This is a genomic window from Mesorhizobium sp. INR15 (assembly GCF_015500075.1).
In the GTDB taxonomy this organism is placed as follows: Bacteria; Pseudomonadota; Alphaproteobacteria; order Rhizobiales; family Rhizobiaceae; genus Mesorhizobium.
This window is the reverse complement of sequence record NZ_CP045496.1, coordinates 5,857,787-5,876,062: the sequence shown is the minus strand read 5'-3', so window position 1 is coordinate 5,876,062 and position 18,276 is coordinate 5,857,787. Positions and strand designations below refer to the sequence as shown.

General features: G+C 62.0%; 15 protein-coding genes, 1 pseudogene and 1 riboswitch. Of the genes and pseudogenes, 5 read left to right on the top strand and 11 right to left on the bottom strand.

Annotated features, from left to right (window positions below; genetic code table 11):
- Nucleotides 1-327: 327 nt before the first annotated feature.
- Nucleotides 328-1,026, bottom strand: a complete 699-nt coding sequence (locus GA829_RS28685; RefSeq protein WP_195175923.1) for a GntR family transcriptional regulator — start codon at nucleotides 1,024-1,026, stop codon at nucleotides 328-330.
- Nucleotides 1,027-1,478: 452 nt separating this feature from the next.
- Here GA829_RS28685 and ftsZ point away from each other — a divergent pair, with 452 nt between their 5' ends.
- A complete protein-coding gene (gene ftsZ / locus GA829_RS28680; RefSeq protein WP_195175922.1) occupies nucleotides 1,479-2,516 on the top strand; it encodes a cell division protein FtsZ in 1,038 nt (345 codons plus the stop codon).
- Nucleotides 2,517-2,602: 86 nt separating this feature from the next.
- On the opposite strand, the gene fba is transcribed toward ftsZ, so the two are convergent.
- Complete coding sequence (fba, locus tag GA829_RS28675) at nucleotides 2,603-3,667, bottom strand: class II fructose-bisphosphate aldolase (RefSeq protein ID WP_023729260.1); 1,065 nt, start codon at nucleotides 3,665-3,667, stop codon at nucleotides 2,603-2,605.
- A gap of 209 nt (nucleotides 3,668-3,876) precedes the next feature.
- Nucleotides 3,877-4,611 carry a FadR/GntR family transcriptional regulator gene (locus tag GA829_RS28670; protein WP_258052000.1) on the bottom strand — a complete coding sequence of 245 codons (735 nt, stop codon included), beginning with the start codon at nucleotides 4,609-4,611 and terminating at the stop codon, nucleotides 3,877-3,879.
- A 356-nt stretch (nucleotides 4,612-4,967) separates the two neighbouring features.
- On the opposite strand from GA829_RS28670, the gene GA829_RS28665 reads away from it, so the two are divergent.
- The gene (locus GA829_RS28665; RefSeq protein ID WP_195175921.1) at nucleotides 4,968-6,791 is read left to right on the top strand and encodes an autotransporter outer membrane beta-barrel domain-containing protein; all 1,824 of its coding nucleotides are present in this window, start codon (nucleotides 4,968-4,970) and stop codon (nucleotides 6,789-6,791) included.
- A gap of 43 nt (nucleotides 6,792-6,834) precedes the next feature.
- Here GA829_RS28665 and GA829_RS28660 read toward each other — a convergent pair whose 3' ends face one another.
- From GA829_RS28660 to mtnK, 3 genes and pseudogenes are all read right to left on the bottom strand, one after another.
- Nucleotides 6,835-7,308, bottom strand: coding sequence for a 6,7-dimethyl-8-ribityllumazine synthase (locus GA829_RS28660; RefSeq protein ID WP_195175920.1), 474 nt, complete (start codon nucleotides 7,306-7,308; stop codon nucleotides 6,835-6,837).
- A 75-nt stretch (nucleotides 7,309-7,383) separates the two neighbouring features.
- Nucleotides 7,384-7,529, bottom strand: a riboswitch (FMN riboswitch).
- 202 nt (nucleotides 7,530-7,731) lie between these two features.
- On the bottom strand, nucleotides 7,732-8,826 hold the full coding sequence (gene mtnA, locus GA829_RS28655) for an S-methyl-5-thioribose-1-phosphate isomerase (protein ID WP_195175919.1): 1,095 nt from the start codon (nucleotides 8,824-8,826) through the stop codon (nucleotides 7,732-7,734).
- Nucleotides 8,823-10,095: pseudogene (gene mtnK / locus GA829_RS28650) on the bottom strand (S-methyl-5-thioribose kinase). Before mtnK ends, mtnA begins: the two are co-directional and overlap by 4 nt.
- Before the next feature lie 136 nt (nucleotides 10,096-10,231).
- On the opposite strand from mtnK, the gene GA829_RS28645 reads away from it, so the two are divergent.
- From GA829_RS28645 to GA829_RS28635, 3 genes are all read left to right on the top strand, one after another.
- The gene (locus GA829_RS28645) at nucleotides 10,232-11,743 is read left to right on the top strand and encodes a sugar ABC transporter ATP-binding protein (RefSeq protein WP_195175918.1); all 1,512 of its coding nucleotides are present in this window, start codon (nucleotides 10,232-10,234) and stop codon (nucleotides 11,741-11,743) included.
- Nucleotides 11,744-11,815: 72 nt separating this feature from the next.
- Nucleotides 11,816-12,811, top strand: a complete 996-nt coding sequence (locus GA829_RS28640) for an ABC transporter permease (RefSeq protein WP_195175917.1) — start codon at nucleotides 11,816-11,818, stop codon at nucleotides 12,809-12,811.
- Between the two features lie 44 nt (nucleotides 12,812-12,855).
- Nucleotides 12,856-13,908, top strand: a complete 1,053-nt coding sequence (locus tag GA829_RS28635; RefSeq protein WP_195175916.1) for a substrate-binding domain-containing protein — start codon at nucleotides 12,856-12,858, stop codon at nucleotides 13,906-13,908.
- Between the two features lie 70 nt (nucleotides 13,909-13,978).
- On the opposite strand, the gene GA829_RS28630 is transcribed toward GA829_RS28635, so the two are convergent.
- The 5 genes from GA829_RS28630 to GA829_RS28610 form a co-directional block, all read right to left on the bottom strand.
- On the bottom strand, nucleotides 13,979-14,266 hold the full coding sequence (locus GA829_RS28630; protein ID WP_195175915.1) for a type II toxin-antitoxin system RelE/ParE family toxin: 288 nt from the start codon (nucleotides 14,264-14,266) through the stop codon (nucleotides 13,979-13,981).
- Nucleotides 14,259-14,519: a type II toxin-antitoxin system ParD family antitoxin gene (locus GA829_RS28625; RefSeq protein WP_374940437.1), complete on the bottom strand. Its 261-nt coding sequence runs from the start codon at nucleotides 14,517-14,519 to the stop codon at nucleotides 14,259-14,261. Before GA829_RS28625 ends, GA829_RS28630 begins: the two co-directional genes overlap by 8 nt.
- A gap of 114 nt (nucleotides 14,520-14,633) precedes the next feature.
- Entirely contained in the window at nucleotides 14,634-15,122 is a 489-nt protein-coding gene (locus tag GA829_RS28620; protein WP_195175913.1) for a GNAT family N-acetyltransferase, read from the bottom strand.
- 2 nt (nucleotides 15,123-15,124) lie between these two features.
- On the bottom strand, nucleotides 15,125-17,179 hold the full coding sequence (locus GA829_RS28615) for a bifunctional aldolase/short-chain dehydrogenase (protein ID WP_195175912.1): 2,055 nt from the start codon (nucleotides 17,177-17,179) through the stop codon (nucleotides 15,125-15,127).
- A gap of 91 nt (nucleotides 17,180-17,270) precedes the next feature.
- Nucleotides 17,271-18,236, bottom strand: a complete 966-nt coding sequence (locus GA829_RS28610) for a sugar-binding transcriptional regulator (RefSeq protein WP_195175911.1) — start codon at nucleotides 18,234-18,236, stop codon at nucleotides 17,271-17,273.
- Between the last annotated feature and the right edge of the window lie 40 nt (nucleotides 18,237-18,276).

Below are 18,276 nucleotides of genomic sequence, written 5' to 3'. Positions count from 1 at the left end.
CCGACGGGGGCCGCAGCCCCAGGCCGGTTACGATATCTCATTTAGCACAGATGATGAGTTTTGGAAAAACGGACTGGTCAAAACCAGGCGTATTTTCCTTCACATTTTCAATGCACTAGGAGGGATATCGGGAGGCATTTTCAGAACCAATTTCGCGATTTGCGATCGCAATATAGTGGGAAGAAGATGGAAAGCCAAGCGGCTTTCGATCTGCCATGGCGTGGGCCGAAGGCGCGGATAATGCATGCGACGCCTACAGGTTCGTCTTTTTGGGATGCCGGTCTTTCGCCTGCGAGGACGTATCGGCAAGCGCCGGCGGCTTGGTCTTCAGCCGCGCGTTTCAGGAAATTTGACGTGCTGCAGAAGATGCGCCGCGCCGACATTGATGTCCCGCACGATGGCGGCGCGAGCCCGGCGTCCGTCCCGCTTCTCGATCGCGGCAAGGGCTTCCTCATGGTAGTCGATGTCCAGGATGGAAGCGAGATTGTCCTCGAAACCCATGGTCAGGTTCCTCAAGAACGGGCCGACCTGCATCCAGACGGTCTCGATCAGAAAGATCATCTGCTCGTTGCCGCAATGGCTGTAGATCGAGAATTTGAAGTTGTAGTTCTTCCTCAGATAGTCGTCGATGACGCCGGTCTGCGCTGCAAGCGTCAGCTCGTTGCAATGGCGACGGATCGCGCGCAGGTTGTTGCCGTTGATGCGCGTCGCGGCAAGCTCTGTCGCGCTGCCTTCGAGAATAGTCCGCACGGCGGTCAATTGCTCGAAACGCTCGGCCGAGATGACCGGCACCTCCATGCTGCCGTTCGGCATCGGGCTCAGCGCGCGCAGGGCTTGCAGCCGCATGAAGGCGCTGCGCACCGGCATATCGCTGGTGCCAAGTTCCTTGGCGAGTTTTCGCGAGGTCAGCTTCTGTCCTGGGGCGAACTGACCGGACATCAGTGCTCGAACGAGTTCCAGATAGACCTTCTCATGCAAAGGAACTGTGTCGACAGCAGTCAACCCGAAGCGTGTTTTGTCGGCCATTGGCGGTGGGCTACTTCATTCGTTCTGAAATCTAAGCAGTTGGCTAGCTTTGCCGGTAGCAATCCCTGGCCGGCCGAGAACGACGGAAGGCCGAAGTCCGCGACTTTTCAAGCACATGATAGACGCTTCATTCGTGGCGTCGCAAGCGAACTCATTGTGCCGGCGCCGGTTGCGCGAAGCCAACGTTGCCGGGCGAGCGGCTCCAACAGTCCCCGCGAGCATCCCGCTTCGTAAGGCCTCGGAATTCGCGTCGCCGCCGCGTTCTTGAGGCATCTCGGTCGCGTCATCACAAATCTTGACCGTTCCCGCCCTTGCACCCGTGGCCGCTCTCTGGCTTTTGGAGACACCCGCCTGAACGGACTGATTCGCGTCATGCCGCTCGATTGCAATGTTCCCAGGGCAATCTGACTGGTGGGTCGTGAAGCGCGCGCAACCGGCGAAGGAGAAGCGGCATGGTCGAGTTCAAGAAGCCCGAAATCTCCGAGATGCGGCCGAAGATCACCGTCATCGGCGTCGGCGGTGGTGGCGGCAATGCGGTCAACAACATGATCGCGGAGCAGCTTCAAGGCACGGAATTCATCGCCGCCAACACCGACGCGCAGGCGCTGACCATGTCGAAGGCGACAAGGTTGATCCAGCTTGGCGCGCATGTCACGGAAGGGCTGGGCGCGGGATCGCTGCCCGAGATCGGCCGTGCGGCGGCCGAGGAATCGCTCGACGAGATCATGGATCATCTGGCCGGCACGCATATGTGCTTCGTCACCGCCGGAATGGGCGGCGGCACCGGAACCGGTGCTGCCCCAATCATCGCACAGGCGGCTCGCAAGGCCGGCATCCTGACGGTTGGCGTCGTCACCAAGCCTTTCACCTTCGAGGGCCGTCGTCGCATGCAGATGGCCGAAGAGGGCATCGAGCGCCTGCGCGAGAGCGCCGACACGGTGATCGTCATTCCGAACCAGAACCTGTTCCGGATCGCCGACGCCAAGACCACCTTCGCCGATGCCTTCGTCATCGCCGACCGGGTGCTCTATGCCGGCGTCAGCTGCATCACCGACCTCATCGTCAAGGAAGGCCTGATCAACCTCGATTTCGCCGACGTGAAATCGGTAATGCGCGACATGGGCCGCGCCATGATGGGCACCGGCGAAGCGTCGGGCGAGGGCCGGGCTATGAAAGCCGCGGAAGCCGCCATCGCCAACCCGCTGCTGGACGAAGTGTCCATGAAAGGCGCCAAGGGCGTCCTTGTCTCGATCTCAGGCGGCAGGGACATGACCCTGTTCGAGGTCGACGAGGCCGCGACCCGCATCCGCGAGGAAGTCTATGAAGATGCCGACATCATCGTCGGCGCCATCTTCGACAAGGGTATGGAAGGCCGGTTCAGGGTTTCTGTCGTGGCGACGGGGCTCGACCGCGGGTTTGGCGAAGGGGACGCTCGCGCCGAAGCCGCGCGGGACCATTCGGGTCACGCGCCTTCACGAATTCTCCAGTAAAAAGATCAGTTTCAGGTCAGGTGCCTGAGCAAAAAGGGCAGGAAACCGTCGCGGTTTCCTGCCCTTTTTAGTCTGCTTCGTTCAGGTCAGCCGAACTTCGGGTCGAGGCTTCCCGACTTGTAGCGCTTGGCCATTTCCGCGACCGGCAGCGGCTTGATCTTCTGTGCGTTGCCGGCGGTGCCGAACTGCTCGAAGCGCTCCTTGCACAGCTTGCGCATGGCGGCCATCGCCGGTGTCAGGTATTTGCGCGGATCGAATTCGCTCGGGTTCTCGGTCAGCACCTTGCGGATCGCACCGGTCAGCGCCATGCGGTTGTCGGTGTCGATGTTGATCTTGCGCACGCCGTGCTTGATGCCGCGCTGGATTTCCTCGACCGGCACGCCCCAGGTCGGCTTCATCTGGCCGCCGTACTTGTTGATGATCTCCTGCAGGTCTTCCGGCACCGAGGACGAGCCGTGCATGACCAGATGCATGTTCGGCAGGCGGCGATGGATTTCCTCGATGACGTTCATGGCCAGAACCGCGCCGTCCGGCTTGCGCGAGAACTTGTAGGCGCCGTGGCTGGTGCCCATGGCCACCGCCAGTGCGTCGACGTGGGTATCCTTGACGAATTCCACAGCCTGGACCGGATCGGTCAGGAGCTGGTCGTGGCTGATCGCGCCCTCGACGCCATGGCCGTCTTCCTGCTCGCCACCGCCCGATTCGAGCGATCCGAGAACGCCGATCTCGCCTTCCACCGACACGCCGCCCCAATGCGCCATGTCGACGACGCGCCGGGTGATGCCGGAATTGTAGGCGTAGTCGGCGGGTGTCTTGCCATCTTCTTTCAGCGATCCGTCCATCATGACAGAAGTGAAGCCGTACTGGATGGCGGTGACGCAAGTGGCTTCGTTGTTGCCATGGTCCAGATGCATGCAGACCGGAATGTCGGGATGGATTTCAACCAGCGCGTCGATCAGCTTGGCCAGCACGACGTCGTTGGCATAGGCGCGGGCGCCACGGCTCGCCTGCAGGATGACCGGTGATTTGGTCTCTTCGGCGGCCTCCATGATGGCGAGGCCCTGTTCCATGTTGTTCATGTTGAAAGCGGGAACGCCGTAGCCGTATTCGGCGGCGTGATCCAGCAATTGTCTCAGAGTTATGCGAGCCACCCAATAGTCTCCCGTATCTGGTTTCAACCGCAACGTCGCGGGCCAGCCGGTCGCCGGTCGGCCCTTCGAATGCTTCTGGCCGGATTTCAGCCGAACCGCAACCGCCAGACGTCCTATCGGCCGCAATTCTTGTTACAGGACGGCAATCGAGAATTCTCCTGAGGGAACTGATGCTGGCCGAGGGGTCGAGTCCGCGGGAAATGCCGGTTCTACTTCTGCCTGCCAAGCCTTGCCGCGAGAGAAAGCCGCACGTCCTCCTCCGCAGCGTCGAGCAGGGCGATCAGGGCCTTGCTGGTGGCGGCCGGATTGCGCTTTTCGATGCTCTCGACGATCCGCTGGTGCAGTTCGAGGGATTGACGTTGCCCCGCCGGGCTGTCGTCCGAAAGCCGGAAGCTGATCACCAGTGCGGTTTCGATCAAGGCCGCGAGCGAGCCGATCAACTCGTTCCCCGACATATGCAGGATTGCCTGATGGAAGGCGAGGTCGGGTATGGCGAAGCGTTCGCCGTCATCGCCGGCCTGTTCCATCTCGCGCAGAATGAGCCGCAATTCGGCGATCTGCTCCTGGGTGGCGCGCTCGGCCGCCAGCGCACCGGCCATCGGTTCGATCGCGCGGCGCAGCTCGAACAGGGAACGTGCTTCCTCGCCGGTTGTCCTCGAGCCGAAACGCCACTGCAGCACGTCTGGGTCGAGAAAATTCCAATGTTTGCGCGGGCGCACGCGCGTCCCGGTCCGGGGCCGCATCTCCACCATGCCCTTGCCCGCCAGGACCTTGACGACTTCGCGCAGGCCGGTGCGGCTCGCGCCATAGGAAGCGCTCCAATCATCGCCGTTCGGCAACTGGTCGCCAGGGACGAATTCGCCGCGCACGATGCTTTGACCGATTTCGTTGAGCAGCCTAGCGTGAAGCCCAGTGTGGGACGAGCCCGCCAGGCGCGACGTCATTTGTGATGACCTGGAACGGGCGATTTCAATCTTCATATTATTCCCATTATTCACATGATTGTCACGCGGCCGCTCTAGTGAGCACACCGTAAACAAGCGGCCGGATTGGCCGCCAGAATCCAGCCTAGATAGCCCGAAGAGCCAAAAAAATCTCGGACCAAGTCATCGCCGACGGCGCACCGCCGTCGTTGGCCGATGCCGTGCGCGCCGAACAATCGATCACAGTCCGCCAACAGGAACGCAACAGAATGTCTTCAATTATTGATCGCGCGAGCAAAGCCGCTCGAAAGGGAACGGCCTTGGCTGGCCTCCCGAAAATCATAACATCCTGCATCCTCATGTCTGGCGCCGTCGTCATGACGTCGATGCCGGCACTTGCCGTCGAACCATGGATCATGGTCGAGAAGACGGTCTTTACCGGCGATGCAACGACATCGAAGAAGCAGGGCGTGACGACGGACGGCACGAACTGGTATTTTTCCGGCACCAACATTATCGAGCGCACCGACGACAAGTACAATCGCAACCTGGTCTCGGCGCCCGGCATTCCGCATGTCCTGGAGATTCCGTCGCAATTCTCCGACGCGGGCCTCAACCATATCGGCGACATCGATTATGCCGACGGGCTTCTGTACATTTCGCTGGATTCAAGCGTCGCGGACCCCGTCACCGGACTCAGATACAACAATCCGGTTTTCGCGATCTACAATGCGAGCGACTTGAGCTTTACCGGCAAGGCCTATGCACTCAATCCGCCTCACGGCACCATCGACATTGCCAGCTGGGTTGCCGTCGATGCCAAGAATGGCCTTGGCTACGGCATGGCCTACAACAACGCCACGGAGCTGGCGGTCTACAATCTCTCGGACTGGAGCTTCAAGGAATACATCCCCCTGTCGCAGACCGTCGACGCGGCGCAGGGCGGCAAGCTGCTCGACGGCTGGATGTATTTCGCGGCGAATGACGAAACCAACGGCATATACCGGGCAAACCTGAAGACCGGCGAAGTCGAGAAGCTGGGCAATCTTCAGTCTCCGGACGGGCAGGAAACCGAAGGCCTTGCCTTCAAGATGACCAAGGACGGCTGGAAGCTGCACGTCCTCAACCGGGAACATCTGGACGGGCCGAACGACGGCAAGACCGTCGCTTTCTACCAATATCTGCGCCCCTTCGGAAACGCGCTTTCCGGCGAGATTCACGCGGATATCAATGGGGCGCTGATCGAGGACAGCCGTTTCGTGCGTGATGCCGCAAACCGCAGGATCCGGTCAGCCTTCGATGCGGTCGCCACGTCTTCCGACATGACCGCCTCCATCGACGCCACAGGCCTTCATCCCGCACCTGCTAACGCCGACGGCATCGTGATCTGGAGCGAAGCGCTTGCGATGACGGGTGATGTGAACGGCTCCGGTTTTGCCGCTGACTTCGGCCGCAAGACCGTCGGCTTTGTCGGTGGTGCCGACGCACCTGTCGGAAGCTGGCGGCTCGGCGTGCTTGGCGGCTATAGCCATTCGAGCGTCGATGTCGCTGACCGCGCCTCGTCCGGTTCCAGCGACAACTATGACCTCGGCATCTATGCCGGTACGCAATGGGGCGCACTAGGCTTTCGTACCGGCGCGTTCTACGGCTGGCATGACATTGACACCAGGCGCTATGTTGTCTTCCCGGCCTTCAGCGAATCGCTCTCCGCGAACTACAAGGCCGCGACGGCTCAGGCTTTCGGCGAGTTGGCCTACCGGCTGGACATCGGCCGCAATGCCTTCGAACCCTTTGCCAACCTTGCCTACGTCCACTTTAGCACCGATGGCTTTGCCGAAACCGGCGGCACCACGTCGGCATTGACCGGTCAGAAGATGACGACCGAAAATGCTTTCTCGACATTCGGCGTTCGTGCCTCGAGCCAACTCGATACGGGCACCACCAGAACCTCGGTGCACGGCATGCTGGGCTGGCAGCACGCCTACAATGACGTCACTCCGGTCTCCAACCTGGCTTTCAACAACACCGGTTCGTCGTTTACGATCTCGGGCGTCCCGATCGCCAGGGATGCGCTGGCTATCGAAGCCGGCTTCGATGTTTCCCTGTCATCCAATGCAACGCTCGGTGCCTCCTATTCCGGCCAGATCGCCAAGGATACCCAGGGACACGCCTTCAAGCTCAGCTTCGATTTGAAGCTGTAGGCCCAACGCTGCGCCGGGTGGTTCCCCACCCGGCGCATCCGGCTCAGGCCGCGATTTTTTGGCGCGCGGCGAGGATCTGGATGCAGGCGTTGGCCGCTTCCTTGCCCTTGACGGTGAAGTGCTCGAAGAAGAACCGGTGGTGCTCCGCGCTGTCGTGGTAGTTGAGCGGGGTTAGCACCGCCGACAACACCGGCACGCCGGTCGACAGCTGCACGTTCATCATGCCGTCGATGACGGCGCTAGCCACGAATTCGTGGCGATAGATACCGCCGTTGACCACGAACGCCGTGCCGAGGATTGCGGCATAGCGGCCGGTTTCGGCCAACATCTTGGCGTGCAGCGGGATTTCATAGGCGCCAGGCACGTCGAAAATATCGACAGCAAAGCGGTTGCCCCCAAGTGCGGCGAGTTCCGCCTCGAAGGCTTGCACGCACTGGTCGACGATATCGGCGTGCCAACGCGCGCGGATAACGGCGATACGGGTCGTTTCATAGTCTTTCTGGGAATGCTGATTCATGGGTCCATCCTTCCGTTTCGAACCAGAATCAGGACGCACGATACGAAATACGGCCCGCAAGAGCGGTCCGTCTTCGTTCGTTCTCTTTCATCCGGACTCTAACCGTCGGCTCCGGAATCACACCGGATCTGCTGACCTTTCCGACAACCGGAAAGCGCTCGCGGGCTTGGGCCGAAACCCTTACCGCCGGTGGGGACTTTCACCCCGCCCTGAGAACTTTAACGGTGGAGATATGGAGGGGCGAGGGTGGGGTTGTCAATTGGTTGGAGCGCTAATCTCCCCCCCTTGGGGGGGAGATGGCCGGCAGGCCAGAGGGGGTCGTTTCGCGTGAAGTGCTAACCTGTCCTGTCGCAATAAGGCCGAGTCCGGTCGCACCGACCCCCTCTGTCGCCTTCGGCGACATCTCCCCCTCGAGGGGGGAGATTACCCACGCTCGGGAAACATCGCCTTCAGGCCCTCACGCGAAGCCTTGGCGATGCCGCGCTCGGTGATCAGCCCGGTGACCAGCCGTGCCGGCGTCACGTCGAAGGCCGGATTGGCCGCTGGCGTTGCCTCGGGTGAAATGCGGACCTGGGCAATCTCGCCCGTTTTGGTTTTGCCCCAGACCAGCGATACCTCGTCGGCCGAACGCTGCTCGATCGGAATCTCGGCCAGCCCATCATGGACCGTCCAGTCGATGGTCGGCGAGGGCAGCGCGACATAGAACGGCACGTCATTGTCGGCGGCGGCCAGCGCCTTGAGATAGGTGCCAATCTTGTTGCAGACATCGCCGTCGGCGGTGGTGCGGTCGGTGCCGACGATGACCATGTCGACCGCGCCGCGCTGCATCAGATGGCCGCCGGCATTGTCGACGATCAGCGTGTGCGGCACGCCATGGCCAGCCATTTCCCAGGCGGTCAGTTGAGCGCCCTGGTTGCGTGGCCGCGTTTCGTCGACATAGACATGGACGGCAATGCCGGCCTCGACAGCGAGATAGATCGGCGCGGTCGCGGTGCCGTAGTCGACGGTCGCCAGCCAGCCGGCATTGCAATGGGTCAGGATGTTGACCGGCTCGCCAGGCTGCTTGCGCGCGGCGATCGCCTTGATGATCTCCAGCCCGTTGGCTCCGATCGAGCGGTTGAGGCCGACATCCTCGTCGGCGATTTCGGCGGCACGGCGATAGGCGGCCTCGGCACGCTGCTCGGGCGGCAATGGCCTTAGGAACTTCCGCATTTCGTCCAGCGCCCAACGCAGGTTGATCGCGGTTGGGCGCGTCTCGTGCAAAACGTCCCAGACGCTGTCGAGCGCTGCGTCCGAGGGATCGTCAACCATCCGCATGGCGACACCATAGGCAGCGGTGACGCCGATCAGCGGTGCGCCGCGCACCCACATGTCGCGGATCGCCGTGGCGATGCCGTCAACCGTGCCGATCCGTTCGATGCGGAAATCATGCGGCAGCCAGCGCTGGTCGATGATCTCGACCGAGCGTCCGTCGTCGCTCAGCCAGATGGTGCGATAGTGGCGGTCGCCGACGTTCAAAGGCTGTTCTCCTTTTCAATCAACATGGCCAGATTGTTGACCTCGTCGATACTGTGGATTTGCCGCCGGTTGACGGCGAGGTGGCGGCCGAATTTCAGTGCCTTCGCCTCGCAGGACGCGCGCAGATCTTCGTCGGCGATGGTCTCGAAATCGGCATTGTGGGCGAGGCCGAGGATGCGCCTGTGCACCTCGATGCCGGCAAAGCCCAGAAGATCCGTCCAGATCGAATGCAAGACATGGTCGAGCGCCTGCTCGGCGCCGAGCCTGTCGCCCTGATCCTCAAACAGGCTCTTCTGGTAAAGCATGCCGGTGCGCTCGGTCCGCCACAGATGCGAGAACTCCGCGCGAAAACACGCTCCAGGTCTCGACGGTCACCCCAAGCAGGTACGCGCGCATGGCATCGCGCTTGCCATCCTGCTCATGACCGCGCTGCGAGAAGAAGGACATCCAGAAATTGGCCAGCAGCATACCGACGTCGAAGGCCATCGGGCCATAGAAGGCGAATTCCGGGTCGATCATCCGCGTTTCGACGTCGGTGACCATGATCGAGCCAGAATGCAGGTCGCCATGCAGAAGTGTCTCGGCATTGGCGGCGAACAGATGCTTCAAGCGCTGCGCCTCGACCTTGAGGTCGCGGTCGGCGCGCAATTCGGCAACAACGCCATCGAGCTGCGGGCTGGTATGGCGGTTCATCTTGGCATCGAAATAGGGGTCGGAGAACACCAGGCTTTCGGTGATGTCGCAGAGTTCGACATTGTCGGCGAACAGCGCCAGGTCCGCCTTGCGGTCCTTGGCTGCCATGTGCAGGTCCGAACCGCGAAACAGCGTGCGCGCCATGAACAGGCCGATATCCCGGGCGATATCAGGCAACTGCCGCCCGTCGATCAGCGCGCGCCGCAAGATGACATGCGGCGACAGAAATTCCATGATGATCAGCGCTTGACCCTCGTCGAAGTGATAGATGGCCGGAACCGAGCCAGGTGCTCTCGCCTCCTGGCGGGTCAGCGCGTGATATTCGAAGAAAGAGCGCTTCAGGGGCAGCGGCCAGCTGTCGCCGACCAGGCGGACATAGGGCAGGGCCTGCTTGACGATAGCGGCACCCTTGGCGCCTTCGACGATAAACACCAGGTTCAGATTGCCGTCGCCGACTTCGCGCACCTTCCAGTGGGCCGTATCAGCGCCGATGCGCGCACTGAGCGCCTCGTTGTCGCCCAGGCGGGCGGCAAGCGTCTCCACCGACAATGCTTCGAACGAATTGGCCCGCGTCATTTCCATCCTCCCGCATGCATGCTCCGACCATAACGGAGCCATGGCGGCCGGGCCAAGCTAGGAAGCGATCTGGCAATTGTCAATCGTGTTGACAATTGCCGATGCAGCCCATAGCGTCGCGGTCAGGGAGGAACGCATGGTCGGGAATGCCGTGTTCCGCGTGGACGGGCTGAGGAAGTCCTTTGGCCAAAACGAGGTGCTTGGCGGCGTCTCGCTGGGGCTGCATGCCTGTGAAGTAACCGTGCTGATGGGCGCCAATGGCGCTGGCAAATCCACCCTGGTCAAGATCATCTCGGGCGTCTACGAGCGCGGCGGTGGCACGATGGCCCTCGCGGACCGCGAATTCGCCCCGAAAACACCGGCGGAGGCGATCCGTGCCGGCGTTGTCACCGTGCATCAGAACATCAATGACGGCGTTGTCGCCGATCTCGATGTCGCCACCAACCTGACGCTGGACCGGTTGTGCGGTGGCGGCGCGCCGCTGTTTTTCAATCCAGGCCGCGTGCGCCGCGAGGCCAAGGCCGTTGCTGACCGCATGGGGCTGGCCATAGACCTGAAGGCGCGGATCACCGACCTGTCGCTCGCCGACCGCCAGATGGTGGCGATCGCGCGGGCCATGGCGCATCAGCCGAAAGTGCTTATTCTCGACGAGCCGACCTCCTCGCTGTCCAGTGCCGAGGCCGATCGGCTTTTCGCCCTGCTCGACCGGCTGCGCGAACAGGGTGTGGCGATCCTCTACATCTCGCACCGGATGTCTGACATCAGGCGGCTCGCCGACCGCATCGTCTCGATGCGCGACGGGGTTATTTCAGGCGCTTTCGACACGAAGCCGCTCGACTATGAAGGCGCGGTCAACGCCATGCTCGGCCGCAAGATCCATCTCGACCAGATTGTCGTCAGGGACTCGGCCAACGCTGTCCTCAAGGTGGACGGGTTGCGTATCGCCCACGGCGCCAGGCCGATTTCGCTGACACTCGGCGATGGCGAAGTGGTTGCCATCACCGGCCTAGTCGGCGTCGGCAAGACGGCGCTGGCCGAAACGCTGTTCGGCGTGCGCAAGCCGCTGTCCGGCACCATGACCATGAATGGCGAGCCCTACGCGCCAAAATCGGCCGGCGATGCGATTGCCGCCGGCGTGTTTCTCGTCGCCAAGGACCGCGCCACCAGCGGCATCGTTGGCGGCTTCAACATCCAGGAAAATGTCAGCCTGCCGTTCCTCAAGCGGATGTCGAATTTGACGGTCCTCAAGCGCCGCGTCGAACGTGCCACGGCGCGCCGGCAGATCGAGGAGCTTGGCATCGTCTGCCGTTCCGAGAAGGACGAGATGTCGGCACTTTCAGGCGGCAACCAGCAGAAGGTGATGGTCGCCCGTTGGATGGCGCAGAACGCAAGACTGTTCATTCTGGACGAGCCGTTTCAGGGCGTTGATATCTCGGCCAGGCGCGACATCGCAGCCAAGCTTCGGGCGAGCGCCAATGGACGTGCGACGCTGCTGTTCGTCACCGAACTCGACGAGGCGCTCGAGACGGCCGATCGCATCCTGGTCATGTCCGAGCAGACCATCGTCGGCGAACACCGCAATGCCGACATCGATCTGGATCGCCTGCTGGCCGAAGTGGCGGGCGGCCCGCTGCACAGTGCGGCGTGAGTGATGAAATTGAAATGGAGAGAGTATGGGTTCGAGTTGGGTAAAGACGGCAGCGCCGCGCGGGAGCGCTGAATGACGGTGCGTGACCACGCCATCCGCTACGGTTTCATCGTCCTGTTGTTCGGGCTGATCGCCTATTTCGCGATCGCCGCCGATGGTTTCGTCTCGCCGCAAAGTGCCGTCTTCATCTTCCAGTCGGTCGCCATCACCGGCGTGCTGGCGCTTGGCGTCACCGCCACGCTGGTTGTCGGCGGCTTTGACCTGTCGATCGGCTCGGTCGCCACCAGTGCCATGATGGCTGCCGCCTATGTCATGGTGGTGCTGGAACAGAACGCCCTTGTCGCGGTCGTCGTCTGCCTGCTCATCGGCGCCATTGTCGGCCTGATCAATGGCTGGCTGATCGTCTATATGCGCGTGCCTGATCTCCTGGCGACGCTTGGCATGATGTTCCTGCTGGTCGGCCTGCAGCGCATTCCGACGGAGGGCAGGTCGATCGCCACCGGCATGACCATGCCGGATGGTTCGGTTGCAAACGGCAAGTTCAGCGATGCCTTCCTGGCGCTTGGCCGCCACCGTTTCGATTTCTTCATCCCGAACCTCATTCCGGTCTCGGTCGTGGTCCTGCTGGTGCTGGCGATCGTGATCTGGTTCTTCCTCGAATACACCCGCTTCGGCCGCATGATGTATGCCGTCGGCAGCAACGAACGGGCCGCCGAACTCGCCGGTGCGCCTGTCAAGGCATACAAAATCTGGGCCTATGTCATTTCAGGAGTTTTTGCCTCGATCGGCGGCATTTTGCTGGCGGCCCGGCTTGGACGCGGCGACATCGCCTCGGGTAATAATCTGCTGCTCGACGCGGTTGCCGCGGCGCTTATCGGTTACGCGGTTCTCGGGGCTGCCAAACCGAACGCCTTCGGCACGGCAGTCGGTGCGCTGTTCGTCGGGATCCTGCTGCAGGGTCTCACCATGATGAACGCGCCTTACTACACGCAGGATTTCGTCAAGGGCGTGGTTCTGGTGGTCGCCCTTGTCTTCACCTTCGCCCTTTCCGGCAGGGGCAGGAGATAGTTTTTCGACAAGTCATATTCGAGTTCAACAGTGGAGGAAAAAACATGAACATCACAAGACGGGTTTTGGGGAAGATCGCGCTCGGATTGGCCGGCGCGACAATGCTGATGCAGTTTCCGGCGCTCGCCGCCGACAAGCCGGCGCCGTTCGACAAGCCCGGCGTCAAGATCGCTCTGGTCCGCTATCTCTCGACCGGCGACTTCTTCCAGGCCTACCTCTCCGGCGTCGAGGCTCAGTCGAAGGCGCTCGGCATCGATCTGCGCGTGCTCGACAGCCGCCAGGATGCAGCCCTTCAGTCGGACATGGTTGATCAGGCCATTGCACTTGGCGTGCAGGGCATCATCATCCAGCACGGCCTGACGGAATCGATGAAGGACGCGGCCCAGCGCGCGGTCGACGCCGGCATCAAGGTCGTCGCCTTCGACGTCAATGTCGAGAACCCCAAGATCCCGCAGGTCGAACAGTCTGACAAGGATCTCGCCCGCCTCGCGCTTGAGCAGGCGGTCAAGGACAACGGCGAAAGCTGGAATGCCGGCTATGTCTATGTCGCCGGCATCGCGCCGCTCGATCGCCGCAACGAGACCTGGGTGGACGTGAAGAAGAAGTATGCCGGCATCAAGGAAGTCGCGATGTTCGGCACGCTCGACAATCCAATTGCCAACTCCGTTGCCAACCAGGCACGTTCGGTGCTGTCGGCACATCCCGACATCAAGGTCATGTTCGCGCCTTACGACGAGTTCGCCAAGGGCGTGAAGATCGCCGTCGACGAAGCCGGCTTGAACAAGGGCATCAAGATCTATTCGGCCGATATCTCGACGTCGGATATTGCCGCGATGCGTGAGCCTGACAGCGCCTGGGCAGCAACCGCGGCGACCAACCCTGCCGTCGTCGGCCAGGTCTCGGTACGTGCGCTGGCGCAGCTGCTGGCGGGCGAAGATCCCGGCCACAACGTCGTCGTGCCGCCGACGCTGATCACCCAGAAGGACCTCATCGACAAGGACATCAAGAATATGGAAGACCTGTCGGCCAAGCTGCCGCAGTTCGCCCACGCTGATGTCGCGATGCCGGCCTGGATGCCGAACCCCAACGCCAAGTAAGCGCTAGTCTGACAAAAAGCGAAAGGGCGGCCACGAGCCGCCCTTTTCATATCCATGTCCAGCCTTTCGGCTACAACCAGTGTTCCGGATCACGCATCCCGTGGACAATTGCTACGACTAGAATGCCATCCGGTATTGCTTCGTAGATGACGATATAACGACCTTCGATAAGTACGCGAGCCGTCGCGCTCAATTCCGGCCGGGCCGTGCCCATCCTGGGGTGCTGAGTCGCCAACTCAAGCTTATCAAAAATGCGCATTAGCAGCTTGTCCGCTGCCCTTTCATTGTCGATTGCTATTGTGTGCCAGATATCTCGCAAATCCTGCGAGGCACGCGGTGTGAGCCGGTATCTAGCCACGGGCGCGGCGTTCTGCCTTTAGACCGCGCAGGAACTCGGCAGGTTCGATTTCCACCGGCTTGCCACTGGCCATGCCGTCAGCATAGGCCCGCTTCAGGTGTTCGAGCTCCAGCGCGCGCAACTCTTCGCGTTGCTCCCAGAGCCGCAAGGCGTCGCGGACAATCTCGCTGTTGGAGGCATATCCACCACCTTCGACCGCGCTTCGCAGGCGAGCAGCCTGCTGCGGTGTCAGGGAGATGGTGAGGGTGCGCATTGGTTCGGCTTTCATGCCGGCAATATATCATGCCTCATAAGAACTAACAATATTTGTTAGGATTCACGTGTTGACGTGCTGCGAGAACGAGACTTTTTTGCGAGAGGGATAATATCAGGGTCTAACCGGCAAGCGCCTGACCTGAAAGCCGGTCTTGTTCTGCTCGAAGCCCGCGCCTCGATAGAACGCCAGTGTTGCCGGGTCTGTGGAGCTGGTCAAAAGCATCACCTTGTAGCTGCCCTGCTCCCAGGCAATCGAAACCGCCCGCTCAAGCAGTGCGCGGCCGAAGCCATTTTTGCGGCGGGACGCTGCGGTCACGACATTCTCGATCAGCGCGTAGGGCATGCCGCCCCGGGTGAGGTTGGGAATGACGACAAGCGTGCAGGACGCCACGAGTTCGCCGTCATGCCAGCCGCCCAGCACGACGCTGCCAGGATAGGCGGCGAAGCGCTCAAGAATGGCTTCAGCGTCTTCCGGCGACACGGAGGCGTCGCCGGGATTGAGGTGCTGGTAGAGAGCGACAAGTGCCGGCAGGTGGGTCGGCGTGACCACCCTGATGTCAAGACTGTCAGGCGCTTTCCTGTCGGAGCCTTCCGCAGGCATGACTAGCGCAGAGCCGCCGCGATGTTGCCGCCATCGACGGTCGTCACATCGGCGGTGGTGCGATCGGCCAGTGCGTGATGCAGGAAGGCCTGCGCCACGTCCTGCGCCGTCACTTCCTGACCAAGCAGGTTGCCGGACATGTAGTCCTTCTCCGAGAGGCCGCGCGCGCCTGAGCGGCTGGCGATCATGGCGTCGGTCAATAGGCCCGAGCGGATGCGGTCGGCGTTGACGGCGTTGGAGCGGATGCCATGCGCGCCGTAGTCGAGCGCATATTGCCTGGACAGGAATAGCGTCGCCGCCTTCGGCACGCCATAGGCGCCGAACTTCGGACCAGGATTGACCGCCTGCTTGGAGGTGTTGAACAGGAGCACGCCGCCGGTGCCCTGTTCGAGCATGACGCGCACGGCGTTCTGCGCCACCGACTGGTGCGCGAAGAAGTTGAGCTCGAAGCTCTTGCGCAGCAGCGCGTCGTCGATCTCGCCGATCCGGCCTTCCCAGGCAGCACCTGCGTTGGAAACCAGGATATCGACACCGCCGAACACAGCGACCGCCTTGTCGAAGGCGAAACGCACCTGGTCCGGATCGGTGATATCAGCGCCAATGCCGATCGAATTGTTGCCGGCCTTCTTCGCGGCCTCCACGGCCTTTTCGGCATCGAGATCGACAACGACAGCATGGGCGCCGTTGTCGGCGAATAGTTTTGCCGTCGCCGCGCCGATCGCACCGGCGCCGCCGGTGATCAGCACCACCTGGCCGGTCAGCGGCTTGGGCTTGTTGGAGGCGAGCTTGGCCTGTTCCAGCGACCAGTATTCGAGCGGGAACAGGTCGGCCTTGGACAGCGGATGGAAATGGCCGACCGCTTCGGCGCCACGCACCGCCTCGATCCACATTTCGCCGACGTCCGACGCGATCCTGGCATCTTTCAACGTTCGGCCATGGCCGAACATGCCGAGGCCCGGCACCAGCGTCAGGCGAGGCATCTGGTCGAGCATCGTGCGCTTGACGTCGTCGAGCGCGTCATTGGTCTCGAAATAGGCGCGGTAGTCCTGGGCGAATGTATCGACATGGCTCTGGATGACGGCTTTGTAGCCGCCGATCGTGTCGGCATCGGGTGCCGGCAATGCCATGGGGCCGGTCTTGATGCGGATCGACAGGTCGGGTGTCGACACGCCACGTCCGGCATAGTCGGCAATCCTGGAGGAATTGATGAAATCGACAATCGCATCGGAGGTGCGGAAATCGCTGATCATGCGGTCGAAGCGGCCTTCGCCGCGCGAAACCGCCACCGCGCCACGCAGCATCGGCGCAATGGCCGCCGGCGCCGCGAGCTTAGCCGGCAAGGCAGCCTTCGGCGCCTGTGGCTTGCCGTGCTTGGCGACGTAATCCTCGGCGACGTTCACATAGTGGATCATCCGGTCATAGGCCTGCCTGGCATCGTTGCCGAAGGTGAAGATGCCATGCTTGTCGAGGATCAGGCCCTCGACATCGGGATCGGTGTCGAAGATGTCAGCAGCCGCCTTGGCGAGGTCGAAGCCGGGCATGATGTAGGGCACGTAGCCCATCTTGGAGCCGAACACCGTCTTGATCAGAGCCTCGCTGTCCTTCTGATCGACGATGGCAAGAATGGCGGTCGAATGGGTGTGGTCGACGAATTTGTGCGGCAGGAATGCATGCAGCAGCGTTTCAACCGAAGGGTTCGGTGACGACGGGTCGATGAGGTTCACCCGCTGCAGGGCGACCATGTCTTCATCGGCGAGCTTGTGCAGCGCGCGCGCTTTCAGCAGCGGGGCGAGTTTGACCGCCGGCAGGCCTTGCGGCTCGATGACACCCATGTCCCAGCCGCTGCCCTTGACGCAGAGCACGTCCCATTGGTCGCCGACGAGATCGGTCGCGGTTGTCTTGCAAGACGTGTTGCCGCCGCCATGCAGCACCAGCCGTGGCTCGCCGCCCAGCAGCCGCGTTGTGTAGACGCGCAGCGCCAGGTCGCGGCCGACACCCTTTTTCGCATAGTCGGCAACGAGTTTCTCGGCTGCGTCGTCGTTCCACAGGTTCTTCATGTTCGCTTCGTCCGTTTGTTGTCTTTGATGGTGAAACAGGAATGCCGCGACGCTTTGATGACAATGCGCCGGCGGCGAAGGTTTGTGTTTTCTAGGAGACCTTTTCTGGCGATGCCGAGGCGTGATCCAGCAGCCGCTGCGCCATGCGCGCGCCAACCACCAGATGCGTGCAAAGTCCGCCTGCCACGGCTGCCAGCAGCGGCTCGAACTTGCTGTCCTCCTGCACCACCATCAGCCGCTTGGCGATGGCGCGCAGCGACGCCAGTTCAGCCGAGATAACCCGGCGGTTGTAGCTGCAGTCGAGCGCCTTGCCGTCAGCGTCGATGATCTGCCCGGCGATGACACCGGCAGCACCTGTCTTGCGCAATTCGGCCATTTCGTCCGGAGTGAGTGCGCCGCACTTGACCAGATGGCTGTCGGCATCGACCGCGCCGACCGAGTAGAGCGCCAGGTCGCATTCGCCGATCCCCGACAATTGTTCACGGATCACCGGCTCGTCGCGCAGGGCGCGGGCGAGATCTTCCGTCGACAGCACCAGCGGCGCGTAGAAGTTCAGGCCCTTGGCATTGAGCCGCCGGGCGATTTCCATCGTGCATTGGTCGGGCCGGTAGGAGTAGGGCGCTCCCAGGTTGCCGCAGAGCTGCACCACGGTGACATCCTGCAGGTCGGCATAGGACATGATGTCGGCGATCGTGTAGACGGTCCGCCCCCAGGCAACGCCGATGCGGTCGCCCTTCTTGACCAGCTCGAGAAAGACGCTGGCCGCCAGCACGGCGATTTCCGTCGAGGGGTCGGCGATATGATCATTTTCCGGCGCGATCCAGACCGCGTCGAGCTTCAAGGCATCCTCAAGCTTGCGCGCCAGGATGTCGTCGGTGAAGAGCTGGGTTGAGGTCGAGATGTTGACGATGCCGGTCTCACGCGCCTTGCGCAGATACATGGCGACGGAGGCACGGGAAATGTTAAGCTGGCTTGCAACCTGGTCCTGCCGCAGGCCATGGGCATAGTAGAGCCAGGCGGCCTTGTGAATCAGCTGTTCTGCCGGTCGAATTGCCATGCCATCTCCTCGGCTGACATTATTCACGGCCTTCGACAAA